The following is a 26353-nucleotide window of genomic DNA, read 5'->3' on the forward strand; positions in this document are numbered from 1 at the left end:
GGGTCACCTCGGCGGGCTTCTTCATCAATCAGCTTGATCACTCAACCGGCAAACAGGCGACCTCAGCCGCCGGCGTTCATATCGTAATATTCGTTCAGCAGCTCAACGCGAATGGCCGGATCGGGATCGCGTCCGACTTCCGTCGCCGGATTCGCATAGACGCCGATCGGGTCCGTCATCGTCGCATTCACATGATGGTGACGGAGGTGCTGCACGTCGGCGGATTTGGCGAGAGCAGGACCGGCAAGAACGGCGGCAAAAGCCGTCGCAAGAGCGAGGGTTTTCATCGATGGTTTCCTTATCGTTGACATGCCACGCCGGATGCGATCGCGATCACAATCGCACCCGGCGCAGCCCACAACGATCAAGTCGGCATTCGGTGCGCCCGCGACCAGCGTCCGAACGATCAACTTTCAACGACTGATCGTGAACGATCGTCCATCCGATCTTGGGCAGGACAATCCGAACCACACGCGAGGCAGGTTCTGTGAGGACACCCCGACCGATTGGCTCCGATCGGATCGGGCTTCAGAACTCCTCGACCGCCGCGATCAGCCGGGCGATATCCTGCGGCCGCGACAGGCGATGATCGCCATCCTGGATCAGACTCAGCACCACGTCGTCGCTCGGCAGCTGCGAGGTCAACGCAAACGCATGCTGCCATGGCACGTCCGCATCCTGCGCGCCCTGCAGAATCCGAACCGGACAGCCGACCGCGATCGAACTGTCGAGCACGAGATGCTTGCGGCCGTCTTCGATCAACGCACGCGTGATCGGATAGGGATCGCCATAGGCCGACGGCCGCATCCATTGCCCCGTGGTCTCGATCTCGGCGCGGATCTCCGACGAGAACTGCTTCCACATCAGCTCTTCGGTGAAGTCCGGCGCCGGCGCGATCAACACCAGCCCGGCGAGCGGCGCCTTCGCACCCTGCCGCCGCACCATTTCGCGCGCGAGCAGCAATGCGATCCAGCCGCCCATCGACGAGCCGATCACGATCTGCGGTCCGTCGCAGAAGCGATCGAACACGGCCAGGCTCTCCTCAAGCCAGCGCCCGATCGTGCCGTCTGCGAACGCTCCCTCCGACAGACCATGGCCGGAATAATCGAACCGCACGCAGGCGCGCCCCTTCGCCTCCGCCCATGCATCGACCGCCTGCGCCTTGGTCCCGTTCATGTCCGAGTTGAAGCCGGACAGCCAGAACACCCCTGGGCCGCGGCCATTGCGGACGCGCGCGGCAATACGCCTGGCGCCAATGCCCTGGCCCACCTCGATAAAAGTCACATCCGGCTCGCTGGCGGCGTTCATCGTGCTGTCATCCGGGTCTCGTCGGTGTCGGCCGCGCCATGGCGCGACGCTTGCGGAACTGCGGTTCTATCTCTATGTGACCGGAACGCAAAAGCTCTCAAAGCATTTGAGTGTTTCGATGGCGCGACCGATTGCGAGCTTGCCGTTATCGGTTGAATCCTTCAGACTAGAGCCTTCTTCAACAATACGGAGACCATACCCATTCGTCGTCCTAACAGAGCGCCAACCCCCGTTCAGAAAGATGGGCCGCGCGTCAACGAGGAAATCCGCAACCTCGAAATTCAGTTGATCGACCAGAACGGAGCGAACCTCGGAACCGTCAAGACGCAGGCCGCTATTCAGATGGCTGCGGAGGCGGGTTTCGACCTCGTTGAAATTGCCCCCAATTCCAATCCGCCGGTTTGCAAGTTTCTCGACTACGGGAAATTCAAGTATTCCGCGCAGAAGAAAGCCGCCGAAGCGCGCAAGCGTCAGAAGACCGTCGAGATCAAGGAGATCAAGCTCCGCCCGATGATCGACGATCACGACTATGATGTGAAGATGAAGGCGATGCAGCGCTTCTTCGAGGAAGGCGACAAGGTGAAGATCACCTTGCGTTACCGTGGCCGCGAAATGGCGCACCAGGAAATCGGCACGCGCCTGCTCGACCGCGTGAAGGCGGACGTCGCCGAACTTGCCAAGGTGGAACAGGATGCCCGCTTCGAAGGGCGTCAGGTCGTGATGGTGCTGGCGCCGAAATAACGCGCCGGCATTCCGCCACCTGCCGATGCTGCCGCAACGTCCGGTAGCCGAACAGACCGAAACCTCACATTCGCAGGCGGTGGCCGGCTAATTCCGGTCCTCGCCTTGATGTGCAGCCACATGTCCTTGGGGCATGTCCTTGAGCTTTCGCCGGCCGTCTGCCGCGCTCCGGCGTTGCCATTTTGCCCATCGTCTGTCATAAGGCCGACCTTCGCCGCCCGGCTGATCAAGGGCTGCCGTGGCGACGAACCCGCCGATAGCCTCGAATACGAGGGATTATCGAGCAATTTCAACGCTCTAACGAGCATTTTCCGGCCGGACGCCCGCTCGCGGGAGAGTCCGCATGTCGGTATAGGAGAGCCAAATGCCCAAGCTGAAGACCAAATCCGGCGCCAAAAAGCGCTTCAAAGTGACCGCCTCGGGCAAGGTGAAGTACGCCCAGCGTGGCAAGCGCCACGGCATGATCAAGCGCACGCCGAAGCAGATCCGTCAGCTTCGCGGAACCAATGTGCTGTTCAAGACCGACGGCGACAACATCAAGAAGTATTTCTTGCCGAACGACTGATCGCAGGAAAGGCCACGCGTTGCGTGGCGTCTCAACCCCTCATTGCTTACCATTTGAAGGAGATCAGTCATGGCTCGCGTTAAACGCGGTGTGACCGCTCACGCCAAGCACAAGAAAGTCTACAAGGCCGCCAAGGGCTTCTACGGCCGCCGCAAGAACACCATCCGCGCCGCCAAGGCGGCCGTGGACAAGGCTCAGCAATATGCCTTCCGCGACCGCAAGCGGAAGAAGCGCACCTTCCGCGCGCTCTGGATCCAGCGCCTGAACGCCGCCGTGCGTCCGTTCGGCCTGACCTACAGCCGCTTCATCGACGGCCTCGCCAAGTCCGGCATCACCGTGGACCGCAAGGTGCTCTCGGATCTCGCGATCCACGAGCCTGCCGCATTCCAGGCGATCGTCGAGAAGGCCAAGGCATCGCTGCCCAAGGCGGCCTGACCGGCCAGACGAGAGGCAGCCCGCCAGACGGCCCGATTTCGGGCCGTTTCGAACGGGCTCCGGGTATGACAGGCCGTCCGCGAGGGCGGCCTGATGCTTTTGTGGGGCTATCGTCGCGCGGGCCTGCGCGCCGCCTTTAAGGCCTGGCGCGCCATGCGATGGGCGGCCTGCGCCGTGCAATACGCCTCGAACGAGCGATACATCGTGCCGGACTCGTGGACGTATTTGGCGGCGCAGACGTGTTTCGCGCGGGCATAAGCGCGCATCTGCGCCGGCGGCAGCCGTCCGGCAAACGCCGCTTCGCATTTTCGGATCACGATGTCGCCGGTATGAAGGTCGGCGCTGGTCCCCGCCCCGCAACGATCGAAGATCGCCATGGCGGCATCGCAGCTGCGCGTCCGCCTGATCGCCGCTTCGACCGCCGCGAGCTGAAACGGCGCGATCGGGCAGGCCCGTTCCGGCCGGGTTGCCGCCGCCACCGGCCCGGACATGAGGGCCGTCAGCAACGACAGGGCGATCACGAGGCGCAGCATCATGGTTTCGCTCCAGGCCCGGTCCGGGACACTCGACAATGTCTGTCTTGTGTCGCCGGCATGGCCGCCCCGGTTCGGCCGGCGGCGTTTCCCCCTTGACCTGCTGCGCCGGGGCGGTGACAACCAGCCGCCTTGAAATCTAAGGATTTTCCCCTTGTCCGACCTCGCCACGCTCGAAGCCGAGATTCTCGCATCTATCGCCGCCGCCGCTGACGAAGCGGCCCTCGAAACCGTGCGCGTCGGCGCGCTCGGCAAGAAGGGCTCGGTCTCCGCGCTGCTGGCAACGCTCGGCAAGATGGCGCCTGACGAACGCAAGGCGCAGGGTGCGGCGATCAACGCGGTCAAGGACAAGGTCTCCGAGGCGCTGAATGCGCGGCGCGAGGTGCTGAAGTCGGCCGCTCTCGATGCGCGGCTCGCCAGCGAATCCATCGACGTCACGCTGCCTGTGCGTGAAAGCCCGGCCGAGCAGGGTCGTATTCATCCGCTCAGCCAGGTGATGGACGAACTCACCGCGATCTTCGCCGACATGGGCTTTGCCATCGCCGAAGGTCCGGACATCGAGACCGATGACAACAACTTCACCAAGCTGAACTTCCCGGAAGGCCATCCGGCGCGCGACATGCACGACACGTTCTTCTTCCATCCGAAGCAGGACGGTTCGCGACCCCTGCTGCGCACGCACACGTCACCGGTGCAGGTGCGGGCGATGCTGTCGCAGAAGCCACCGATCCGCATCATCGCGCCGGGCCGCACCTACCGCATCGACTCGGATGCGACACACACGCCGCAATTCCACCAGGTCGAAGGTCTGGTGATCGACAAGGGCTCGCACCTCGGTCATCTGAAATGGATTCTGGCGGAATTCTGCAAGGCGTTCTTCGAGGTCGATAACGTCACCATGCGCTTCCGTCCGTCGTTCTTCCCGTTCACCGAGCCGTCGCTGGAAGTCGACATCCAGTGCCGCCGCGACAAGGGCGAAATCCGCTTCGGCGAAGGCGAGGACTGGCTGGAGATTCTCGGCTGCGGCATGGTGCATCCGAACGTGCTGCGCAACTGCGGCATCGATCCCGACGTCTACCAAGGCTTCGCCTGGGGCATGGGCATCGACCGCATCGCCATGCTGAAATACGGCATCGCCGACCTGCGGCAGATGTTCGAAGGCGATGTGCGCTGGCTCAATCACTACGGCTTCAAGCCGCTCGAAGTGCCGACGCTCGCGGGAGGACTGAGCACGTGATTGCCTGCACCCTCGTCAAGCTCTTCCTGCTTCCGGAATACGCGTCATGAAGTTCACCCTCTCCTGGCTGAAAGACCACCTCGACACCGATGAGCCGCTGGAGGCGCTCGCCGCGAAGCTGACGATGATCGGCCTCGAGGTCGAACACATCGATGACAAGGCGAAGGCTCTCTCCGCCTTCACCATCGCCAAGGTGATCTCCGCCGAGCAGCATCCGAATGCCGACCGCCTGCGCGTGTGCATGGTCGACACCGGTGAGGGCGCGCCGGTGCAGGTGGTCTGCGGTGCGCCGAACGCGCGGGCGGGCCTGACAAGCGTGTTCTCGCCACCTGGCACCTTCATTCCGGGCAAGAACATCACGCTTGGCGTCGGCACCATTCGTGGCGTCGAGAGCCGCGGCATGCTGTGCTCGGCCGCCGAGCTCGAACTCTCCAATGACCATGACGGCATCATCGAGCTGCCGGAGGATGCGCCGGTCGGCGTGCAATACACCGAATGGGCGAAGCTCGGCGACCCGGTGATCGAGATCAACCTGACGCCGAACCGCGCCGACTGCACCTCGATCCACGGCATTGCCCGCGACCTGTCGGCCGCCGATATGGGTACGCTGAAGGACCCGACCATCGCGCCGGTGAAGGGCGCGTTCGCATCGCCTGTGCAGGTGAAGGTCGAGGACGACACGCTGTGTCCGGGCTTCGCGCTGCGGCTGGTCCGCGGGGTGAAGAACGGCCCGTCGCCGGAATGGCTGCAGAAGCGCCTCACCGCGATCGGCCTGCGCTCGATCAACGCGCTGGTGGACATCACCAACTTCATGACCTTCGACCGCGGCCGGCCACTGCATGTGTTCGACGCAGCGAAGGTAAAGGGCAATCTGGTGGTGCGCCGCGCGCGCGCCGGCGAGACGCTGCTGGCGCTGGACGGCAAGACCTATACCCTCGACGAGACGATGTGCGTGATCGCCGACGACAACGGCGTCGAGTCGCTCGCCGGCATCATGGGCGGCGAAGCATCCGGCTGCTCGGAGACGACGACCGACGTGCTGATCGAATCCGCGCTCTGGAACGAGATCAACATCGCCCACACCGGCCGCAAGCTCGGCATCAACTCCGATGCGCGCTATCGCTTCGAGCGCGGCGTCGATCCAGCGTTCATGGTGCCGGGCCTCGAACTCGCGACCAAGCTGGTGCTGGAGATCTGCGGCGGTACGCCGTCCGAATCCGTCGTCGTCGGCAAGACCTTCGGCGATGACCGCATCATCGACTTCCCGCTGGACGAGGTGAAGCGCCTTGCTGGCATCGAGGTGCCGCTGGTGGAAATCCGCCGCATCCTCGGCCACCTCGGCTTCGCCGTCGCCGGCAACGGCAGCACGGTGAAGGTGGCGGTCCCCTCGTGGCGCGCCGACGTCCACGGCAAGGCCGATATCGTTGAGGAGATCGTCCGCATCGTCGGCGTCGATCGCGTGCCGCTGACGCCGTTCGAGCGTGGCGACGCACCGCGAAAGCCGGTGCTGACGCCGATCCAGCTGCGCACCCGCCGCGCCAAGCGCGCGCTCGCCGCGCGCGGCCTGGTCGAGACCATCACCTGGTCGTTCGTTTCCAAACCGCAGGCCGAGCTGTTCGGCGGCGGCCAGCACGAGCTGTCACTCGCCAACCCGATCGCGGCGGATCTGTCCGACATGCGCCCAAGCCTCATTCCAGGGCTGGTCGCCGCCAGCCAGCGCAATGCGGATCGCAGTTTCAGCGACATCGCGCTGTTCGAGGTCGGGCAAATCTTCAAGGGCGACAAGCCGGAGGACCAGTTCACCGCAGCGAGCGGCCTGCGGCGCGGCCTCGCCGCGCCGGCCGGCAGCGGACGGTACTGGTCCGGCTCGGCCCAGGTCACCGCATTCGACGCGAAGGCCGATGCGCTGACCGTGCTGACGGCTGCCGGCGCCTCCGCGCAGGCCTTGCAGATCGTCCCCGGCGGTGCTGCGTGGCTTCATCCGGGTCGTTCCGGCACCATCCAGATGGGGCCGCAGAACATTCTTGGCTATTTCGGCGAACTGCATCCGCGTACGCTGGAGGCGCTCGGCGCCGAAGGGCCGTTGGTGGCCTTCGAGGTGATTCTCGATCGCATCCCCGACGCCAAGGCGCGGCCGACGCGGGCGAAGCCGTTGCTCGAACTCTCGGCGTTCCAGCCGGTATCGCGCGACTTTGCCTTCATCGTCGACCGCAAGGTGAAGGCCGCCGACATCGTGCGCTTCGCCCAGAGCGCCGACCGCAAGCTGATTACCGGCGTCACCGTATTCGATGTCTACGAAGGCAAGGGCATCGATCCGGACAAGAAGTCGATCGCGATCGCGGTCACCTTGCAGCCGCGTGAGAAGACGTTGACCGATCAGGAGATCGACGCGGTCGCCGCCAAGATCGTCACCGAAGTCACCAAGAAGACCGGCGGCACGTTACGGGGATGACCCTGCATAGCCTCCTCCCATCGGGCATCAGCGCGACGGCGCTGCTTGCCCTGATGGCTGTAGGCTTCGTCTCCAGCGTCGCGCGCGGTTTCTCAGGCTTCGGCTCGGCGCTGATCTTCATGCCGCTGGCAAGCGCCGTGATCGATCCGCGGGTGGTGGCACCGCTGCTGCTGATCATCGATTTCTTTGCCGCCGCACCGCTGATCCCAAATGCCTGGCGCAAGGCGGACCGCAATGCCGTGGCGCTGATGGCCGCGGGTGCCGCGGTCGGCGTGCCGCTCGGTACCTACGCGCTGACGCGGCTCGATCCGGTGACCACGCGCTGGATCATCGCCGCCTTCGTGTTCGCGCTGCTGGCTCTCCTCATCACCGGCTGGCGCTATCATGGCAGGGCGCATCCGGCCGCGACCACCAGCGTCGGCGCCGTCTCCGGCTTCTGCAGCGGACTGGCGCAAACCGGCGGACCGCCGGTCGTCGCCTATTGGCTCGGCCAGCCGCTCACGAGCGCCGTGGCGCGCGCCAACATCGTGCTGTTCTTCGCGATCTCCGATGTCTTTTCCGTCGGCAGCTATCTCGCGGGCGGGCTCTTGACCGCAGACGTCATCAAGCTCGCGCTGCTCACCGGACCGATCTACGGGCTCGGGCTGTTCATCGGCGCGCAGCTGTTCGGCATCGCCAGCGAAACGCTGTTTCGCCGCACCTGCTACAGCCTGATCGCATTGGCTGCGGTCGCCGGCCTGCCGGCGCTGGATTCGGTGCTGCGCTGATCACTGCAATCCATCCGCCGTATTGCGCTTCGGCCGGCGCGGGGCGGGCGGCCTTTCCTCGGCAATCGGCCGCAGCGCACCGATCCGCCGCAGCGCCGCTTCGGCTGCACGCTCGCCGGATTCCCACGCGCCGCCCACCGTGCCCCACAACGTCTCGTGAGTGGCTTCACCCGCAAAGAGTAGCCCACCGAGAGGTTCGGCCAAAGTCTTCCGCGCACCCTGCGCGCCGGGCGCTGCCGCCGACATCGCACCGAGCACGAACGGCTCGTCATTCCAACGCGTCACCGTCGCGCGCTTGATCGCGTTCTTGATGTCGCGGCCGTAGAGCTTGCCCAGCCAGTCGGCCGCGAACGCGACCATCGCCACCTCGCCTTTGGCCGCGAGATCGCGGCCAAAGCTGCCTGCGACATCGACCGAGCACAGCGATGAACCGCCGATATTGGCCAACAGTAGGCCGGTCTGGCCGCTGTCGCTTTTCTCGGCGACGATGTCGTCACGCTGCAGTCCGAGTGGATTGTCCGGCAGTTCCAGCACGATGTGATCGTAGCTGCCGAGGCCGAGCTTGCCGAGGGCATCGAGCTGGCGCTTCGGCAGCTCGGGCACGAAGCGAATCTTTCCGGCATTCAGCACGTTGGTCGAGGCGGTGACGATGATGGCACGCGCGGTCACGCGGCCGGAGGCGGTCTCCACGGCGAGCTCACGGCCGGACCAGACGATACGCGTCACCGGCGCGTTCAGCACCACCGGCACGGCGTCGCCGAGCTTCGCCACCAGCACGCCCAGTCCCTGGCGGCAGAACGCGCCGGCATCGCGCGGCTCCAGCCGCGCCAGATCGAATGCCGACACCTCGTTCAGATCCTTCGAGACCACCGCGGGCCCGAGCGTGAACTCCAGCGTCTTGGTCCATTCGCCGAGATCCTTCGGCATCGCATCCAGCGCCGCCACGTCCGCCCGGCGGGCGGGATCGGCGATGGCGCGTTTGGCGCGCACCATGGTCGCGAGCAAATCCTCGGTTTCGCCGGCGCGGGCGTTGCGCTGGCCGATCCTGACCTTCGGCGCCTGCGGGGCCGCATAGACGTCGATTCCGACCGAGCGCGCCAGCTTCGCCACCGGATTGCTGCTTTGGGAGAACAGCCAGCGGGCGCCGCGATCGAACGGCACGCCGAAGGTTTCAGTATCGGTCCAGCAGCGGCCGCCGAGCCGGCCGGAGGCTTCGATCACGACAACTTTACGGCCTGCAGCCTGCAACCGTCGCGCGGCCGCTATGCCGGCTGCGCCTGCCCCGACGACCACCACCTCCGTCTCGCGGGGCAACGCCACGGGCGCCGCATGGACCGGCACCGGACGCAACGCCGCTGGCGCCACCATCGCCGCCGACAGAGCCAGAAACGCACGGCGTGAAATTGTCATCTGATGGTTTCCGGGACTTTTCGAAGCAACCCAAAGAAGTGGTTAAACCGACGCGCGCAGCGGAACATCGCGCGAACGTGTCCTACCGCACAGAAACCGGCAACGCATTGTGGTGAACGTTTGCTTATTCGGACAGCCTCATGCATGAACCAAATTGAAAATGCTTTTGGCGACGATGGTCAACCTCAGGGAGACGATGCGGCCGGGATGAGCCGCAAGGGGAAACGGTCATGGGCTTGATGCTCGACACGGTCGGAAAACTGATCGCCCGATACCTTCAGCACGAGGCTATCGGCTTCGAACCGTTCACCCCGAGCGACCCGGAACACCTGCGCCATGTCATTCAGCCCGCCGACGTTCTGCTGGTCGAGGGCAACAACCGCATCTCCGGCGTCATCAAATACCTCACCCAGTCCACCTGGTCGCATGCGGCGCTCTATGTCGGACCGATCGACGGCGCGTTCGAGCCGGACGGCGAGCCGCATGTGATGATCGAGGCCAACATCGGCGAAGGCGTCGTCACCGCGCCGCTGTCGAAATACTTTCGCTATCACACCCGGATCTGCCGGCCCGTCGGCCTGTCGTTCGAGGATCGCGACACGGTCTGCCGCTACGCGATCAACCGCGTCGGCTTCGGCTACGATACCAAGAACATCGTCGATCTGATGCGCTACCTCATTCCGCTGCCGATTCCGCAGAAGTGGCGACGACAGATGATCGCCATGGGCTCCGGCGATCCGACCCGCATCATCTGTTCGGCGTTGATCGCGCAGGCGTTCGAAGCCGTGCGCTATCCGATCCTGCCGAAGGTGACGCTCGCCGGCAGCCGCAAGGCCCGCCGCGCGATCCTGCACATCCGCGACTCGTCGCTCTACATGCCGCGCGACTTCGACATCTCGCCCTATTTCGCGGTGGTCAAGCCGACCATCGAGGAAGGATTCGACTACACGGCCCTGCACTGGGCCGACAAACCGAAGCCGCTCGAGGAGGTGGCGGGCACCTCCGATCCGTTTCCATCCGCGCACGAAACGCCGCCGCTGGTCCCTGAGACGGCTGACGAGGCGGCGCAGAAAGCCGCTTTTGCAGAAGTCGACACCGCCCCGGCAAACACTGGTTTGACGGCAGTTCCGCTGATCGCCCGGCTGCGCGCTCATGCGCGGCGCGCCGAGAGCGTGGCGGCACGCAACCGGATGCTGCAACTCGCCGGCTGAGGCCAGCCTCCCTTCGCCTCTCGCCCCCCGGGCACGCCGAACCACTTGCGGGCGATCCCCGGCGTGGCTACCTCTGCGCAGGTTTGCCCCGAGGAGGTCCACGCCATGCTCGACGCAGCCGTCAAGGCGCTGTCGCAAATCCTGTCGCCACCGATGCGCCGCATCCTGTGGCGCTCGATCGCGCTTGCGATCGGCCTGATCGCGGTGGTCGCGATTGGCCTGCAACGGCTGCTCAGCTGGTTCGCCACCTCCGGCGAGTTGTGGGCCGAGACCATGCTCGGGCCGGGCTTCGAGACGCCGCTCAACATCCTCGCCTGGATCGTTTCGATCGCGGCCGCGCTCGGCATCGTCGTCGGCGCCGTGTTCCTGATGCCGGCCGTGACCGCGCTCGTGGCCAGCATCTTCGTCGATGACGTCGCCGACGAGGTCGAGCGCGTGCACTATCCCGCCGACAAGCCGGGCACGGCTATGCCGCTGACCCGGGCTTTGTACGAGGGCGTCAAGACGGCTCTCTTGGCAGCGGGCCTGTATCTGATCGCCTTGCCGTTCTTCTTCGTCGCGGGCCTCGGCGTGATCGTGTTCTTCATCGTCGCCGCCTACCTGCTCGGCCGCGAATACTTCCTGCTGGTGGCGATGCGCTCACGCTCACCGGAAGACGCACGCGCTTTCCGCAAGGAGCACGCGGCCACCGTGTTCACCGCCGGCTGCGTCATCGCCGCGTTCGTCTCGATTCCGATCGTCAACCTGGCGACGCCGCTGTTCGGCACGGCCTTCATGGTTCACATGTACAAGAGGCTGTCGGGTCCAAGCCCGGAGCTGCTCGAGCCTTCGAAGCTGCCGCCGGCAGCGGCTTGAACGCCAGCGTCCTTTCGCCTCCCTCGATGAGGACGCGCGCGGGCCAGAACGTCAGACCGTGGTCTTCTCCGGCCAACGGCAGAGATCGTTGATGATGCACACCTCGCAGCGTGGCTTGCGCGCGAGGCAGGTGTAGCGCCCGTGCAGGATCAGCCAGTGATGCGCATGCAGCATGAACTCCTGCGGGATCACCCGCTCGAGGCCAAGCTCCACCTCCAGCGGCGTCTTGCCCGGCGCCAGCCCGGTGCGATTGCCGACGCGAAAGACATGCGTATCGACCGCCATGGTGCGCTCGCCATAGGCCATGTTCAGCACGACGTTGGCGGTCTTGCGGCCGACACCGGGCAATGACTCCAGCGCCTCGCGCGAGCGCGGCACCTCGCCGCCGAATTCGTTGATCAGCTTCTCCGACAGCGCGATGACGTTCTTCGCCTTGTTGCGATACAGGCCAATGGTCTTGATGTAATCGCGCAGCTTCTCCTCGCCGAGATCGAGCATCTTCTGCGGCGTGTCGGCGACCGGAAACAGATTGCGCGTCGCCTTATTCACGCCCGCGTCGGTCGCCTGAGCCGACAGCGCCACCGCGACCAGCAACGTGTACGGATTGAGGTGCTCGAGTTCGCCGCGTGGCTCCGGATTAGCCTTCTGGAAACGTCGGAAGGCTTCGGTCACCTCTTCCGGCGTCCAAGGCTTGAGGGCAGGCGATTTGAGCTTGGGCACCTTCACTTTGGCCTTGGCCGAGCTGGCCTTGGCGGCGCTCTTCGACTTGACCTTGACCGTGCTCGCCTTGATGGCCTTTGCGGCCGGGCGTACCATCGTTTTTGCAGAGCGGGGTTTCGCCCTGGTCGCTGCTTGGGGCGCGGCTGACGTCGTGTTTTTGGCCATGTCCCGGTATAGATAAGCCCCATGACCGCAGGCAACTCCTTTGACGACGAGCCGACGCTGTTTTCCGCGCTGCTCACGCCGCACCGTTCACTCAACAGGACCAGCTTCCTGATCCTGATGAGCTTCGTCAGCATCGTCTCGTTCATCTCCGGGCTGATCTTCCTGTCGATGGGCGCCTGGCCGGTGTTCGGCTTCTTCGGCCTCGACGTGCTGGCGATCTGGTGGGCGTTTCGCGTCAACTTCCGCCGCGCCACCGCCTATGAGGAGTATTCGGTCACGCCGTCGGCGCTGCATGTCCGCCGCGTCAGCCATCGTGGCGCCGTGTCGGAATGGACCTTCAACCCGCTTTGGGTCCGGCTCGACGTCGAAAAGCATGAGGAGTTCGGCGTGGAAAGGCTCGCCCTGGTCTCGCGCGGGCAAAGCCTCGGCATCGCCAATTTCCTGGGCCCCGATGAAAAGCAGAGTTTCGCCAAAGCGCTGACTGCGGCGCTGGCCACCGCCAAACGCGGCATCGACTACAACCCGATCACATAACTAATCCATTGATATTAAGCGTGTTTCTCCCACTCCAACGGGAGCGGAAGCCCTTGCCGCATCGGCATGCCCGTGCTGGAATCGAACCGCTCGTCTGGCGATCCGGAATCGGGTGGTTCACAGCGGCGGTCAGGCCTACATCGATGCCATGATGAATCTTGCACTCACCAACCACCACCCGGTCAAACCGGGCCCACAGAACGCGGCGCTGCGCGATTACGATTCGGTGCGGCGCGCGATCGCCTTCATCTCCGAGAACTGGCGCCGCCAGCCTGAGATCGAGGCCATTGCCGATGCCGCATCCGTCACCCCCGACGAGCTGCACCACCTGTTCCGCCGCTGGGCGGGACTGACGCCGAAGGCCTTCATGCAGGCGCTGACGCTCGACCATGCCAAGAGCCTGCTGCGGGATTCCGCAAGCGTGCTCGACGCGGCGCTCGACAGCGGCCTGTCCGGCCCCGGCCGGCTGCACGACCTCTTCGTCACCCACGAGGCGATGTCGCCCGGCGAGTGGAAGACCGGCGGCGCCGGCATGACGCTGCGCTACGGCTTCCATCCCTCGCCGTTCGGAACGGCGATCGTGATCGCCACCGAGCGCGGCCTTGCTGGCCTCGCCTTCGCCGATCCGGGCGACGAGCCGGCCGCGTTCGCCGACATGCGGCGGCGCTGGCCGCACGCGACCTATGTTGCGGACGCGGCGGAAACCGCCCGGCTGGCGCAGCGGATCTTCGACCCCGGCCTCTGGCAGAAAGACCAGCCCTTGCGCGTCGTCTTGATCGGCACCGACTTCGAGGTGCGGGTCTGGGAGACGCTGCTGCGGATACCGATGGGCCGCGCGGCGACCTACTCCGACGTCGCCCAATCGATCGCGCGTCCGAAGGCGTCGCGCGCCGTCGGTGCAGCGGTCGGCAGGAACCCGGTATCGTTTGTGGTTCCCTGTCATCGTGTGCTCGGCAAGAGCGGCGCCCTCACCGGCTATCACTGGGGCATCACGCGCAAGCAGGCGATGCTCGGCTGGGAAGCGGGCCAGGTGCAAGGCCCGATGCAAGGACCGATGCAAGGCGCAATATGACAGGATTGTAATATGACTCAGGTGAGTCCTGTCTCTATCGTCGCATGATCGCGGCGATGGATGGATGGACTCATGACGAAGCGATCGGTGCGGCTGACCTGCCTTGCGATCTCCATCCTTGCGGCGGCACTGATCTCCGGCTTTTTCTACGCCTACTCCTGTTCCGTGATGCCGGGCCTCGCCGCCACGGATCCCGAATCGGCGATTCGCGCAATGCAGGGCATCAACGCCATCGTCCGCAATGGAACCTTCGCCTTCGCATTCTTCGGTACACTGGCGTTCGGCGGCATTTCAGTGATTCTGCTGATCGGCAATGGCGGCCGGCCGCTCGCCTTCGCGCTGATAGGAACCCTGATCTACGGCGTCGGCGTCTTGATGGTGACGCTGCTCTACAGCATGCCACTGAACGAGGCGCTCGCCAGTGCCGCACCCACACCGGAAACCGCAGCCCGCATCTGGAACGACTATCTTGAGCCTTGGGCGTTCTGGAATACGCTGCGCATGTTGACGTCGGTGCTCGCGCTCGCCGCCTTCGTCACGAGCTACATCAGCCTGCTGCTGCAACCCTATACCGCTGCGCGGCAGATACCGCGCATGACCACGCAGACCGCCTGACGCGCCTCACCATTGGCGGTGCGACAGGCTGGTTATCCGGCTCGCGTCAGGCCGCGAGATCGAGCTTCGACGCGACCGTCGCGTCGGCATTGAGACGGTAGATGATCGGAACGCCAGTGCCGATCTCGCGCGAGAGAATGCCCTCCGGCGACAGTCGCTCCAGTACCATCACCAGCGCACGCAGCGAATTGCCGTGTGCGGCGACCAGCACGCGCTCGCCGCGCAGCACGCGCGGCAAAATCTCCTGCACATAATAAGGCAGCGTGCGCGCCAGCGTATCCCGCAGACTTTCGCCGCCGGGCGGCGCGATGTCGTAGGAGCGGCGCCAGATATGCACCTGCTCCTCACCCCACTTTTTACGCGCATCGTCCTTGTTCAGGCCCGACAGGTCACCATAGTCGCGCTCGTTCAGCGCCAGATCCTTCATCACCGGAATGTTGCTCGCACCCATTTCCTCGAGCACCAGGCCGAGGGTGCGCTGCGCGCGCTTCAGATTCGAGGTGAACGCGACATCGAAGGCAAGCCCCTGGGCCTTCAGCTTGCGGCCGGCTTCGCGCGCCTCGCTGATCCCCTGCTCGGTGAGATCGACATCACGCCAGCCGGTGAAGAGGTTCTTCAGATTCCATTCGCTCTGGCCGTGACGCACCAGCACAAGCAGACGGTCGCTCATTCGCTTTTCACTCCGTGACGCTTCAGATCGTTGTATCGCGCGACCCGTTTCGGCAGAAACGTCATCGCTGCGGTTTCTCGTTCGCGCATGACCCTTCGGAAAATCGCTCCATTCCGGATCGCGCCTTAGAAATCACTCAGGCCGAGCACATCCATCATGGTATAGAAGCCCGGCTTCTTGTCGCGCGCCCACAGCGCGGCCTTGACCGCGCCATTGGCGAACAGCGCCCGATCGCCCGCCTTGTGCGACAGCTCGATCCGCTCGTCGGCGCCGGCGAAGATCACCGTGTGATCGCCGACCACCGTGCCGCCGCGCAAGGTGGCAAAGCCGATGTCACCGTTGCGCCGCTCGCCGGTGTAGCCATCGCGCGAACGGACCGCGCGCTGGCCGAGCTCGACGCCGCGTCCGTCGGCGGCCGCCTGCCCGAGCATCAAGGCGGTACCGGACGGCGCATCGATCTTCATCTTGTGATGCATCTCCAGCACCTCGATGTCGAAGTCCTCGTCCAGCGACTTGGCAACACGCTTCACCAGCGCGGCCAACAGATTGACGCCAAGGCTCATGTTGCCGGACTGCACAACCGTCGCCTGTGCGGTGACGCTGCGGATCACAGCCTGGTCGGACTCCGACAGGCCAGTGGTGCCGATGACATGCACCAGGCGCCGCTGCGCCGCGATCGCCACGTTGGCGATGGTGGCGGCAGGCACCGTAAAATCGATCACGCCGTCGGCGTTCTTCGCAAGCTCCCACAGGTCCGCCGACAGCGCCACGCCATTGGCGGGAAGCCCGGCCAGCACGCCCGAATCCTGCCCCAGCAGCGGCGAGGTCGGCGCCTCGAGCGCCCCCGTCAGCACCGCGCCTTTGGCCTGTGCGATGGTCCGCACCAGCACGCGGCCCATCCGGCCGCCGGCACCAGCCACGATCAAACGCATGTCGGACATGCCACTTGTTCCTTGCAACATTGGTCCTTCGCAATGCCTGCGGTATAGCTGCGCTTTCCCCCCGCGGCAACTCGCCCGCCGCCTGTCAAAGCCCGGTCACCGTCCGCCGCTACGCTCGTCCGTTTTCGGAGCCACGCCATGCCTCGATCCATGCGCCGCCTGTTGAAGTCCCTGGCCGGGGCCACCGCGCTCGCCGGCGCGCTGGTTCCGCCGCCGGCTCCTGCCGCCGAGACGATCGGTGGCGAGCGGACTTTCTCCTTCGTCGCGCTCGGCGACATGCCCTACAGGCTGCCGGACGACATCGCCAAGTTCGACCGGCTGATTGCCGCGATCAACGCGCTGAAGCCCGCCTTCACCATCCATGTCGGCGACATCAAAGGCAGCTCGACGCCATGCAGCGATGCCATGCTGCAGCAATCGCTCGACCAGATGCAGACCTTCGAAGGACCGCTGGTCTACACCCCTGGCGACAACGAATGGACCGACTGCCATCGCCGCGAGGCAGGCGCGTTCGACCCGCGCGAACGGCTGACCAAGCTTCGTTCGCTGTTCTACGCCAATCCCGGCAGATCACTCGGCAAGACGCCGATGGTGTTGGAAAGCCAGGCGATGGTGATGGCGGAGTTCGCGCCTTACGTCGAGAACGCGCGTTTCGAGAGGAACGGCGTGCAGGTTTTCAGTGTGCATGTGGTCGGCTCCAACAACGGCTTCGAGGCGCAGGACCCGGCAGCGGCGAGCGAATTCTTCGCCCGCGACAAGGCGAACGTCGCCTGGATCGAGAATAGCTTCAAGAAGGCGCAGAATGCCAACGCCAATGCCGTCGTCGTCTTCATGCAGGCCGAATTCGATCAGGCCCGGCTTCCGAGCGGCGCGATGCCGCGGCAATCCGGATTCGCCAATGTCCTCGATGCGCTGGAGAAGGGCGCGCAGGCGTTCGGAAAGCCTGTGCTGATCGTCAACGGCGACGAGCACTTCATCGAACTGAAGCCGATGCGCAACAGCCGCGGCAAGCCGATTCCGAACATGCTGAAGCTGATGGTCTATGGCGAGAACGACATCCACGCGGTGCGCGTGATCGTCGATCCGGACAGCGCCGGCGTGTTCGGCTTCGTGCCGCTGATCGTGCCGGAAAACCTGAAGTAGCGCTTCCGGAATTGGCTTATGCCGGCTCCGTCTCGCCACGACTGTGATGCTCGTGCACGCGGGCATCCAGTACGCCGCCCCCTCTCGGCTCAATCACCGATGCCTCGACGTCTCGGATGAGTGGTCCGCGTTCGCGCGGACGGCGTGACGTGAGATTACGGCTGCGGGCCGTCGTAGCCCTCGACGATCACCAGATCGCATTCCGAATGCGGCGCTCGCACCGTGATGAGATGCTGATACTCCGGCGAGTTGTAGCAGGCGAGCGCGGTGGCGTAGTCCTTGAACTCCAGCACCACGTTGCGCGAGCGCGATGAACCTTCCGGATTCTCGAACGGCGCGCCGCGGACCAGGAATTTCGCCCCGTACTTGTTGAACACCGCGCCGTTGGCGGCGACATAGGCGCGATAGCCGTCCATGTTATGGACGTCGACGCGCGCGATCCAATAGGCCTTGGCCATCACGCTTCCTCCTGATGGAGCCGACAACGATCCGCAAACGCAAACCGGGCGGCGTTATCACCGCTGCGCCTGCGCGGCGGCGATGTCGGCAACAATCGCATCCGCCACCGCCACCGGATCGGCAGCCTCGGTGACCGGCCGGCCGACCACCAGATGATCGGCGCCGCCGGCAATCGCCCGCGCCGGCGTCATGATGCGCTTCTGGTCGCCGATCGCTGTTCCTGCGGGGCGGATGCCCGGCGTCACCAGCGCCATGCCGGGGCCGACCAGCGCGCGGATGCTCTCGGTCTCCTCCGGGGACAGGATCAACCCATGGATGCCCGCATCGCGTGCCTGCAGGGCGCGGCGCGACACCAGCTCCTTGACGCCGAGGGAATAGCCGGCCGCGGCAAGGTCGGCATCGTCGTAAGACGTCATCACCGTCACCGCGAGCAGCTTCAGCTTCGAGCCGGCGACGCCCGCGAGCGCCGCCTTCATGCTCTGCGGATAGGCGTGCACGGTGAGGAAGCTCGCGCCGAGCCTGGCGATCTGCCGCGCCGCGCGTTCTACGGTGTTTGGAATATCGTGCAGCTTGAGATCGATGAACACCTTCTTGCCGCTGCCGATCAGCCTTTCCGCCAGCGGCAGGCCGCCCGCGTAGGTGAGCTCCATGCCGATCTTGTAGAAGGACACGTGATCGCCGAGCCGGGCCACCATCGCCTCCGCCTCGGCAACCGAGGGCAGATCGAGCGCGACGATCAGCCGGTCGCGCGGATCGATGGCGGTGTCGTTTGCCTGCGTGCTGCTCATGCGTCGTACCTGGCTCGTTGCGGTCATGCGCCTCTCGTCATTTGCTGTGCGACATCGATCAGTTGCGTCACCATCCCCCGGAGCGCGTCGCTATCCGCCTTGTGCTTCAACCGCTCGCGCTCGTCATAGGCCTGATCGGCGAACGAGAGCGCAAGCTGGTTCGGGATGACGGTGGCGCGGCAACCCGACAGGATCAACCGCAGCGCCGCAAGACAGCGCGAGCCGCCGAGCTTGCCTTCCGAGGCCGACGCCATCGCAAAAGCGCGCTCGCGAAACACCTGGCCCTGGGTTTCGTTCCCGTCCTCGACGCGGGTGATCCAGTCGATCGCGTTCTTCAGCAGCGGCGGCAGCGACGAATTATATTCGGGGGTGACGAAGACGACGCCATGGTGCGCGCCGAGCATGCGCTTCAGGTTGAGCGCGTTCTTCGGCACGCCGGACTTCGCTTCCAGATCGCCGTCATAGATCGGCAGCGGGTAGTCGGCGAGCGAGAGCCGCGTGACGTCGACACCAGCGAGCGCGAATTCCTTGGCGACGGCAGCAGCCAACCGCGCATTGATCGAGCCGGTGCGCAGCGAGCCAGGAATGACGAGGATTTTGACGGTGGGCATCTGTCAATCGACTCAACGGCGGTTTCAAACAACCCGCCGCCACACCGACGACGGGCTCAGCTCTTGCGATACACCCAGACGCGCGCCGGGGGAATATTCAACCAGATCCGCTCCGAGGCCTGGGCGGTAACCCCCGTCAGCGACTTCGGAATCGGCGGCGCAACGGAATAGGTGAACTGAATGAAGGGCGCGCCCGGCTGGGCCAGAGCCTGCGCCTCGCGCAGCAGCCTGATTCGCTGCCGCATCGGCTTGGTCACCAGCGGCAGACCGGAGACGACCGCCGAGGCCGGCTCCGCCAGCGTCTGCCAGAGCGAATCCCGCAGCGCATAGGCATCGCCCTGCACCACCGTCGCCGTCGGATAGCGGTCGCGCAGCAGCGCGCAGAAACCGGGGTTGTATTCGATCAGCACGAGCCGCGCCGGATCGACGCCGCGCTCGATCAGCGCATTGGTGATCGCGCCGGTGCCGGGCCCGAGCTCGATCACCGGACCATCCGCCTGGGGATCGACGAACTGCGCCATCGTGCGCGCCAACGCCTTGCTGGACGGCATGACCGCGCCCATGTGCAGAGGTTTTTCGATCCATGAACGAAGAAAACGAACCTCGTCATCGAGGCGGAGCGGTTTCTTCTGAACGCGCAGGGAGGACTGCAGAGGCATTTCGCTACCAGACGGGTGTCACGGACCCGTCATAGAGGTACAGAGCAACGGCAAATCGGTCAAGCAAATGAGTCAGTTAGCGGCCGACCGCGCGCCAAAGAAGTCCTTGACCTTGGAGAAAAAACCTGCCGCTTCCGGCTGGGTGTCGCCGGACGACAGCTTCTCGAATTCCGCGAGCAGATCCTTCTGCTTCTTGGTGAGGTTTTGCGGCGTTTCGACCACAACCTGCACGTACATGTCGCCGACCTGGCGCGAGCGTAGCACCGGCATACCCTTTGATGCGATGCGGAATCGACGGCCGGACTGTGTTCCAGCCGGAATTTTTACCTTGCTCTTGCCGCGCTCGATGGTCGGCACATCGAATTCGCCGCCCAGCGCTGCCGTCACCATGGAGATCGGCACGCGGCAGTGGAGGTCCGCACCCTCACGCTGGAAGAAGTCGTGCGGGACCAGCGAGAGGAAAATGTAGAGATCGCCCGGCGGGCCACCGCGCACGCCGGCTTCACCTTCGCCGGCGAGACGGATGCGGGTGCCATCCTCGACGCCGGCCGGAATGTTGACCGAAAGCACGCGCTCGCGCGTGACGCGGCCCGAGCCCGAGCACGATGTACAGGGATCGTCGATCGTCTGCCCCCGCCCATGGCAGGATGGACAGGTGCGCTCGACCGTGAAGAAGCCCTGCGCCTGGCGGATGCGGCCGGCGCCGCCGCAGGTCGTGCAGGCCTTCGGCTTCGAGCCGGCCTTGGCGCCGGTGCCCGAGCAGGCCTCGCACGTCACCGACGCTGGGATATGCACCTGCGCGGTCTTGCCCGAGAATGCCTCCTCGAGCGTGATTTCCATGTTGTAGCGAAGGTCGGCTCCACGCTCGCGGCCACCGGAGCGACGCCCGCTCGCCATGCCGAAGATGCCTTCGAAGATATCGCTGAAGGCCGAGCCGAAGTCGTTGCCGAAGCCGTGCGCGGCACCGTTGCCCATGCCGCCGTGCTCGAACGCGGCATGACCGAAGCGGTCGTAGGCGGCGCGCTTCTGCGGGTCCTTCAGAACCTCGTAGGCTTCGTTGATTTCCTTGAAACGAATCTCGCTCGTCTGGTCACCCGGATTGCGATCCGGATGCCACTTCATCGCGAGCTTGCGGAACGCGGACTTCAGGCCGGATTCATCGGCCGTGCGTTCGACTTCCAGGGTCTCGTAGTAGCAGCGCTTGGCAGACATCGTCGAATCTCGTCACCCCTGCTTCGACAGAAGGTAGGAAACAATCCGCAAAAGCAAAGGGCCCCCATCCTTCGACACGCGCATGGCGCTCTGCGAGATGGGGGCCATCGGTGACTCCGTCTTGGATCAGGCCGACTTCTTGTTGTTCTTGTCGTCGTCGACCTCGGTGAACTCCGCGTCGACAACGTCGTCCTTCTTCGCATCAGCCGCGGCGGCACCTTCGGCCTCGGCCTGCTGTTGCTTGTACATCGCTTCGCCGAGCTTCATCGAAACCTGCGCCAGCGTGTTGGTCTTCGCCTTGATCGCCTCGGCGTCCTCGCCCTTCAGCGCCTCCTTCAGGTCGCTGACGGCATCCTCGATCGCGCGGCGGTCGCTCTCGTCGACCTTCGAGCCATGCTCGGCGAGCGCCTTCTCGGTCGAATGCACCAGCGCATCGGCGTGGTTCTTCGCCTCGACGGCCTCCTTCCGCTTCTTGTCGTCGGCGGCATGCGCCTCTGCGTCCTTGACCATCTTGTCGATGTCGGCTTCGGACAGGCCACCCGAGGCCTGGATGCGGATCTGCTGCTCCTTGCCGGTCGCCTTGTCCTTGGCGGACACGTTGACGATGCCGTTGGCGTCGATGTCGAACGTCACCTCGATCTGCGGCATGCCGCGCGGTGCCGGCGGAATGCCCATCAGATCGAACTGGCCGAGGATCTTGTTGTCGGCAGCCATTTCGCGCTCACCCTGGAAGACGCGGATGGTGACGGCATTCTGATTGTCCTCGGCAGTCGAGAACACCTGGCTCTTCTTGGTCGGGATCGTCGTGTTGCGCTCGATGATGCGCGTGAACACGCCGCCCAGCGTCTCGATGCCGAGCGACAGCGGCGTCACGTCGAGCAGCAGCACGTCCTTGACGTCGCCCTGCAGCACGCCCGCCTGGATCGCAGCACCGATCGCGACCACCTCGTCCGGGTTGACGCCCTTGTGCGGCTCCTTGCCGAAGAATTGCTTCACCACCTCCTGGATCTTCGGCATGCGGGTCATGCCGCCGACCAGAACGACTTCGGTGATCTCACCAGCCGACAGGCCGGCATCCTTCAGCGCCTTGCGGCACGGCTCGATGGTCTTGTCGACGAGATCCTGCACCAGCGCCTCGAACTTGGCGCGGGTGAGCTTCATCGTCAGATGCTTCGGACCGGTCTGGTCCGCGGTGATGAACGGCAGGTTGATCTCGGTCTGCGTGGTCGACGACAGCTCGATCTTCGCCTTCTCGGCGGCTTCCTTCAGCCGCTGCAGCGCGAGCTTGTCGTTGCGCAGGTTGATGCCCTGCTCCTTCTGGAATTCATCGGCGAGATAGCCGACCAGGCGCATGTCGAAATCTTCACCGCCGAGGAACGTGTCACCGTTGGTGGACTTCACTTCGAACACGCCGTCGCCGATCTCGAGGATCGACACGTCGAACGTGCCGCCGCCGAGGTCGTACACCGCGATCGTGCCGGCCTTCGCCTTGTCGAGGCCGTAGGCGAGCGCCGCCGCCGTCGGCTCGTTGATGATGCGCAGCACCTCAAGACCCGCGATCTTGCCGGCGTCCTTGGTCGCCTGGCGCTGCGCGTCGTTGAAGTATGCGGGAACAGTGATGACGGCCTGATCGACCTTTTGGCCAAGATGGGCTTCCGCGGTCTCCTTCATCTTCTGCAGGATGAAGGCAGACACTTGCGAGGGCGAATAGGTCTTGCCGTCGGCCTCGACCCAGGCGTCGCCGTTGCCGGCCTTGACGATCTTGTAAGGGACGAGGCCCTTGTCCTTCTCGACCATCGGGTCGTCATAGCGGCGGCCGATCAGGCGCTTCACCGCGAAGAACGTCTTCTCAGGATTCGTGACTGCCTGGCGCTTGGCCGGCTGGCCGACAAGCCGCTCGCCGTCGTCGGTGAACGCGACGATGGACGGTGTGGTCCGCATGCCTTCGGCATTCTCAATAACTTTTGGCGATTTGCCATCCATCACGGCAACGCACGAATTCGTGGTGCCCAGATCGATACCAATGACCTTTCCCATGGTCTCTTACCCTTTCTCTGCGGCGAGCCAGCCGGGCCCTCGATTAGGCACCCGATGAGATCGAACGAGCGGTCAGCCCGCCGAACCCCGTTCCGGCCCCCAAAACCATCGCGCCTCAATCTTTTGAAGCGCCCGCGGGAGATATAAGAGAGCCACCCGCAGCCGCAAGAGATTTGGTCACGATTCCGCGACCGCACTTTCATCATTTTACCAGGCCGGTTAAGGCTGGATTCGCGCCCCGACCGCCCAGCCGCAGCGCGGGGCGGCAACATCAAACGGCCCAAAATCTGTCCGAGAAAGCCTGATGCGCATTGGTCCGACAGCCGTTCCTTCCATCCCGTCCTCCCGCCTGGCCGCGTCGCTGGCCCTCGCTTTCCTGGCCCTGACGCTGCTTGCCGGCGCGGTCCGCGCCAACGAGCTCGTCTATCCCACGGGATCGCGGATCGGTCTTATTCCCCTGCAGGGGGTGGTGGCAGTGAAGGACGGCATGGGGTTCGAGAATCCGGACAACAACCTGACGGTGACATTGCGAGAGCTGCCGGCCTCGGCGTTCGATGCCGTGGACACAGCCATCAAGGAGCGCAAATCCGTGCCGACGGCGATGGAAAACGCCGAGAGCTTCCAGACCGCAGCAGGACGGGCCTATCTCAGCCGCGCCGGCGGCCCGAACAGCGGCCCGAAGAACAACCGGGTGGCGATCCTGGTCTCCGACGGCAAGATCGCGGGCTACGTCGCCGTCGACATTCCGGAGGCTGCGGCCAAGGCCTATCCGGATCAGGCGATCCGCCAGATGCTGGCCTCCACCACGATCCGCACCGAAATCCCCGCCGCCGAGCAGCTCTCGCTGCTGCCCTTCAAGGTGTCCGATCTGTCCGGCTTCAAGACCGTGAAAACGCTGGTGCCGGGACAGGCCGTGATCCTGCTGGACAGCGACGACGAGGAAGCCGCGCTCGCCGGCTCGCCGTATATGCTGATTTCGATCGCCCGGATTTCCGCTGACCAGCCGAACGAGCGCGACCGCATCGCCCGACAGCTTGCCAATACGATTCCCGGTCTGCGCGAAGGACGAATCACGAGTTCGGAGCCGATGCGGATCGGCGGCACCGCCGGCTACGAGACCCGGATCGAGGCGACCAGCGTCAAGGACGACAAGCCCGTGACGGTGGTGCAATGGCTGCGGTTCGGTGGCGGCGCCACCTTGCGCATCGTCGCCGCCTCGGCACGCGAGTCATGGCCGGAGGCCTTCACCCGCTTCCGCGCCGTCCGCGACGGCATCAATCCTCGCTAATACGGTTCAGGCGAATGCCGTCCCGGACCGATCCGGGACGTGCTTCGATTGACGGGCGTTCAGTTGCCGTCGTTGGTTTCAGGCGCCGGCGCGGGCTTTGCTCCACCCTTCGAGACGCCGACCAGCGCGGGCCGCAGCACGCGCTCACCGATCATGTAGCCGGCCTGCACCACCTGAACCACAGTCCCCGCCGGGACCGACGGGTCCGGCACCTCGTACATCGCCTGCTGGAAGTTGGGATCGAAGCGCTCGCCGTTGGGATCGAACTTCTTCACACCGTTCTTCTCCAGCGCATTGAGCAGCGCACGCTCCGTCAGCTCGACGCCCTCGATCAACGCCTTCAAGCCGGGATCCGCGGCAGCCTTGGCTTCTGCCGGAACGGCGTCCAGCGCACGCTGCAGATTGTCGGCAATGTCGAGCACGTCGCGCGCAAACCCGGTGATGCCGTAAGCCCGTGCATCGGCCACTTCCCGCGCCGTCCGGCGGCGAAGGTTCTCCATCTCGGCCAGCGTGCGCAGAACCTTGTCGCGCGCCTCGTCGAGCTCCTTGCCCAGCGCTTCGACGGAACCCGGCTCCGGATCGTCCGGCATGATGTAGGGCTTGGAAACTTTAGGCTCGTTGTCCTGCGCCACGTCCAATCCATCCTTCTGGGTGTCGCTATCGGTCATTCCACTCAACCTTGTACCCTGTTGGCCGGCATGATCGGGACCGGCTGCTGCCGGCTGCACCGCGATCATGCCTGAAACTTTTGCCGCAAACTGCTCGCACGGCGCATACCGCATATCATGGCTTTGGCGCGGAAAATCAAGGCTATAGCGAGAGCCGCGGGCCGTTGGCGCGCTGGAACGCGCTCAGCTGCCAAGCAACTGGCTGACGATGCGGGCTGCGTAATCGACGGTCGGGATCACCCGGGCGTAGTTCAACCGCGTCGGGCCGATGACGCCGAGCACGCCGACGATGTGGCCGGCATTGTCGCGATAGGGCGCGACGATGGTGGAGGAGCCCGACAGCGAGAACAGCTTGTTCTCCGAGCCGATGAAGATGCGCACGCCCTCGGCCTGCTCGGCGCGGCCCAGGAGATCGATCACCCCGCGCTTCGCCTCGAGATCATCGAACAGCAGCCGCACGCGCTCGAGGTCCTCCATCGCATGCAGGTCGTCGAGCAGGTTGGCGTGGCCGCGCACGATCAGCTGCCGCTCGTTGCCGTCGCCACCGGACCAGCTCGCAAGGCCGGCTGCGATCACCTTCTGCGTGAGCTGATCGAGTTCGGAACGGCTCGCAGCCATCGCCTGCTCGAGTTCCGCACGGGCCTCTTCCAAGGTGCGACCGCGAATCCGCGCATTGAGGAAATTCGAGGCCTCGTTCAACACCGAGGTCGGCACCCCCGGCGGCAGCGGCAACACGCGGTTCTCGACCTGTCCGTCTTCCGCCACCAGCACGACCAGCGCACGCTCCGGTTCCAGGCGAACGAATTCGATGTGCTTCAGCCGGACATTGGCCTTCGCCGTCAGCACCACGGCGGCGGCGCGCGTCAAGCCCGACAGCCGCGACATCGCTTCGCTCAACGCCGCCTCGACCGTCTGGGCATGGCCGATCGAGGCCAGCTGGCTCTGGATCGATTGCCGCTCCGCCTCCGTCAGGTCGCCGACCTGCATCAGCGCATCGACGAAGAAACGGAGGCCGAGTTCGGTCGGCAACCGCCCGGCGGAGGTATGCGGGGCATAGATCAGCCCGAGCTGCTCGAGATCGGACATCACGTTGCGAACCGAGGCCGGCGACAGCGGCACGGTGATCAGCCGCGAGATGTTGCGCGAGCCCACTGGCTCGCCGGTCGCGAGATAACTCTCGACAATTTGCCGGAAAATATCGCGCGAACGCTCATTGAGCTGAGCGAGCCCGGCATGCGGCATGATCAGATGTGCCCT

At 64.9% G+C, this 26353-nt stretch carries 28 protein-coding genes; 13 read left to right on the top strand and 15 right to left on the bottom strand.

Translation table 11 applies throughout. The features are described from left to right. Positions 1–62: 62 nt before the first annotated feature. Together X566_RS24630 and X566_RS08320 are read right to left on the bottom strand one after the other, a co-directional pair. Positions 63–287 carry a hypothetical protein gene (locus X566_RS24630; protein ID WP_152539822.1) on the bottom strand — a complete coding sequence of 75 codons (225 nt, stop codon included), beginning with the start codon at positions 285–287 and terminating at the stop codon, positions 63–65. A 241-nt stretch (positions 288–528) separates the two neighbouring features. Further along, entirely contained in the window at positions 529–1308 is a 780-nt protein-coding gene (locus X566_RS08320) for a carboxylesterase (RefSeq protein ID WP_034465165.1), read from the bottom strand. A 201-nt stretch (positions 1309–1509) separates the two neighbouring features. Between X566_RS08320 and infC the strand changes: the two genes are divergently transcribed. The 3 genes from infC to rplT all read left to right on the top strand — a co-directional run bounded on the left by infC (position 1510) and on the right by rplT (position 3049). After that, complete coding sequence (infC, locus tag X566_RS08325) at positions 1510–2049, top strand: translation initiation factor IF-3 (protein ID WP_081740103.1); 540 nt, start codon at positions 1510–1512, stop codon at positions 2047–2049. Positions 2050–2413: 364 nt separating this feature from the next. Then, positions 2414–2614 carry a 50S ribosomal protein L35 gene (gene rpmI, locus X566_RS08330; protein WP_034465169.1) on the top strand — a complete coding sequence of 67 codons (201 nt, stop codon included), beginning with the start codon at positions 2414–2416 and terminating at the stop codon, positions 2612–2614. A 69-nt stretch (positions 2615–2683) separates the two neighbouring features. After that, the gene (rplT, locus tag X566_RS08335; protein WP_034465171.1) at positions 2684–3049 is read left to right on the top strand and encodes a 50S ribosomal protein L20; all 366 of its coding nucleotides are present in this window, start codon (positions 2684–2686) and stop codon (positions 3047–3049) included. 107 nt (positions 3050–3156) lie between these two features. Here rplT and X566_RS08340 read toward each other — a convergent pair whose 3' ends face one another. Continuing rightward, positions 3157–3585, bottom strand: coding sequence for a hypothetical protein (locus tag X566_RS08340; RefSeq protein ID WP_034465173.1), 429 nt, complete (start codon positions 3583–3585; stop codon positions 3157–3159). A gap of 151 nt (positions 3586–3736) precedes the next feature. Between X566_RS08340 and pheS the strand changes: the two genes are divergently transcribed. From pheS to X566_RS08355, 3 genes are read left to right on the top strand one after another with little or no spacing between them, the layout of a single operon-like run. Continuing rightward, positions 3737–4819, top strand: coding sequence for a phenylalanine--tRNA ligase subunit alpha (pheS, locus tag X566_RS08345; RefSeq protein ID WP_034465175.1), 1083 nt, complete (start codon positions 3737–3739; stop codon positions 4817–4819). Between the two features lie 46 nt (positions 4820–4865). Then, positions 4866–7271: a phenylalanine--tRNA ligase subunit beta gene (gene pheT, locus X566_RS08350; RefSeq protein ID WP_034465176.1), complete on the top strand. Its 2406-nt coding sequence runs from the start codon at positions 4866–4868 to the stop codon at positions 7269–7271. Further along, on the top strand, positions 7268–8038 hold the full coding sequence (locus X566_RS08355) for a sulfite exporter TauE/SafE family protein (RefSeq protein ID WP_034465177.1): 771 nt from the start codon (positions 7268–7270) through the stop codon (positions 8036–8038). Before pheT ends, X566_RS08355 begins: the two co-directional genes overlap by 4 nt. Here X566_RS08355 and X566_RS08360 read toward each other — a convergent pair whose 3' ends face one another. Further along, positions 8039–9448, bottom strand: a complete 1410-nt coding sequence (locus X566_RS08360) for an NAD(P)/FAD-dependent oxidoreductase (RefSeq protein ID WP_034465178.1) — start codon at positions 9446–9448, stop codon at positions 8039–8041. It abuts the gene before it with no gap. Positions 9449–9678: 230 nt separating this feature from the next. On the opposite strand from X566_RS08360, the gene X566_RS08365 reads away from it, so the two are divergent. Continuing rightward, on the top strand, positions 9679–10659 hold the full coding sequence (locus X566_RS08365) for a YiiX/YebB-like N1pC/P60 family cysteine hydrolase (protein WP_034465180.1): 981 nt from the start codon (positions 9679–9681) through the stop codon (positions 10657–10659). Between the two features lie 105 nt (positions 10660–10764). After that, positions 10765–11514, top strand: a complete 750-nt coding sequence (locus X566_RS08370; RefSeq protein ID WP_034465182.1) for a sulfate transporter family protein — start codon at positions 10765–10767, stop codon at positions 11512–11514. A gap of 51 nt (positions 11515–11565) precedes the next feature. Here the strand turns inward: X566_RS08370 and nth are convergent, their stop codons facing one another. Beyond that, positions 11566–12399 (bottom strand): endonuclease III, encoded by an 834-nt coding sequence (gene nth / locus X566_RS08375; RefSeq protein WP_051443956.1) that lies wholly within the window; start codon positions 12397–12399, stop codon positions 11566–11568. Between the two features lie 21 nt (positions 12400–12420). On the opposite strand from nth, the gene X566_RS08380 reads away from it, so the two are divergent. The 3 genes from X566_RS08380 to X566_RS08390 all read left to right on the top strand — a co-directional run bounded on the left by X566_RS08380 (position 12421) and on the right by X566_RS08390 (position 14620). Continuing rightward, positions 12421–12933, top strand: coding sequence for a DUF2244 domain-containing protein (locus tag X566_RS08380; RefSeq protein ID WP_034465186.1), 513 nt, complete (start codon positions 12421–12423; stop codon positions 12931–12933). Positions 12934–13081: 148 nt separating this feature from the next. Further along, on the top strand, positions 13082–14005 hold the full coding sequence (locus X566_RS08385) for a bifunctional helix-turn-helix domain-containing protein/methylated-DNA--[protein]-cysteine S-methyltransferase (protein ID WP_034468203.1): 924 nt from the start codon (positions 13082–13084) through the stop codon (positions 14003–14005). A gap of 72 nt (positions 14006–14077) precedes the next feature. Then, complete coding sequence (locus X566_RS08390) at positions 14078–14620, top strand: DUF1772 domain-containing protein (RefSeq protein WP_160170457.1); 543 nt, start codon at positions 14078–14080, stop codon at positions 14618–14620. A 46-nt stretch (positions 14621–14666) separates the two neighbouring features. On the opposite strand, the gene X566_RS08395 is transcribed toward X566_RS08390, so the two are convergent. After that, entirely contained in the window at positions 14667–15290 is a 624-nt protein-coding gene (locus tag X566_RS08395; protein ID WP_034465188.1) for a 2,3-bisphosphoglycerate-dependent phosphoglycerate mutase, read from the bottom strand. 125 nt (positions 15291–15415) lie between these two features. Continuing rightward, complete coding sequence (dapB, locus tag X566_RS08400; protein WP_034465195.1) at positions 15416–16231, bottom strand: 4-hydroxy-tetrahydrodipicolinate reductase; 816 nt, start codon at positions 16229–16231, stop codon at positions 15416–15418. Positions 16232–16369: 138 nt separating this feature from the next. On the opposite strand from dapB, the gene X566_RS08405 reads away from it, so the two are divergent. After that, positions 16370–17374, top strand: coding sequence for a hypothetical protein (locus X566_RS08405; RefSeq protein WP_244434705.1), 1005 nt, complete (start codon positions 16370–16372; stop codon positions 17372–17374). Positions 17375–17529: 155 nt separating this feature from the next. Here the strand turns inward: X566_RS08405 and X566_RS08410 are convergent, their stop codons facing one another. The 6 genes from X566_RS08410 to dnaK all read right to left on the bottom strand — a co-directional run bounded on the left by X566_RS08410 (position 17530) and on the right by dnaK (position 23140). Continuing rightward, entirely contained in the window at positions 17530–17832 is a 303-nt protein-coding gene (locus X566_RS08410; protein ID WP_034465199.1) for a DUF1330 domain-containing protein, read from the bottom strand. Positions 17833–17889: 57 nt separating this feature from the next. Beyond that, positions 17890–18621 (bottom strand): orotidine-5'-phosphate decarboxylase, encoded by a 732-nt coding sequence (gene pyrF, locus X566_RS08415; protein ID WP_034468205.1) that lies wholly within the window; start codon positions 18619–18621, stop codon positions 17890–17892. A gap of 23 nt (positions 18622–18644) precedes the next feature. Then, a complete protein-coding gene (locus tag X566_RS08420) occupies positions 18645–19232 on the bottom strand; it encodes an NADPH-dependent FMN reductase (RefSeq protein ID WP_034465201.1) in 588 nt (195 codons plus the stop codon). A 56-nt stretch (positions 19233–19288) separates the two neighbouring features. Then, positions 19289–19891, bottom strand: a complete 603-nt coding sequence (locus tag X566_RS08425; protein WP_034465203.1) for a class I SAM-dependent methyltransferase — start codon at positions 19889–19891, stop codon at positions 19289–19291. 72 nt (positions 19892–19963) lie between these two features. Continuing rightward, positions 19964–21103: a molecular chaperone DnaJ gene (gene dnaJ / locus X566_RS08430; RefSeq protein WP_034465206.1), complete on the bottom strand. Its 1140-nt coding sequence runs from the start codon at positions 21101–21103 to the stop codon at positions 19964–19966. Between the two features lie 126 nt (positions 21104–21229). Beyond that, positions 21230–23140, bottom strand: coding sequence for a molecular chaperone DnaK (dnaK, locus tag X566_RS08435; RefSeq protein WP_034465207.1), 1911 nt, complete (start codon positions 23138–23140; stop codon positions 21230–21232). A 304-nt stretch (positions 23141–23444) separates the two neighbouring features. Between dnaK and X566_RS08440 the strand changes: the two genes are divergently transcribed. Continuing rightward, on the top strand, positions 23445–24428 hold the full coding sequence (locus X566_RS08440) for a hypothetical protein (RefSeq protein ID WP_051443958.1): 984 nt from the start codon (positions 23445–23447) through the stop codon (positions 24426–24428). 59 nt (positions 24429–24487) lie between these two features. On the opposite strand, the gene grpE is transcribed toward X566_RS08440, so the two are convergent. Beyond that, a complete protein-coding gene (gene grpE / locus X566_RS08445; RefSeq protein WP_034465209.1) occupies positions 24488–25096 on the bottom strand; it encodes a nucleotide exchange factor GrpE in 609 nt (202 codons plus the stop codon). 183 nt (positions 25097–25279) lie between these two features. Then, on the bottom strand, positions 25280–26338 hold the full coding sequence (gene hrcA / locus X566_RS08450; protein WP_034465211.1) for a heat-inducible transcriptional repressor HrcA: 1059 nt from the start codon (positions 26336–26338) through the stop codon (positions 25280–25282). Positions 26339–26353: the final 15 nt, after the last annotated feature.

The sequence above is a fragment of the Afipia sp. P52-10 genome (genome assembly GCF_000516555.1).
GTDB lineage: Bacteria > Pseudomonadota > Alphaproteobacteria > Rhizobiales > Xanthobacteraceae > P52-10.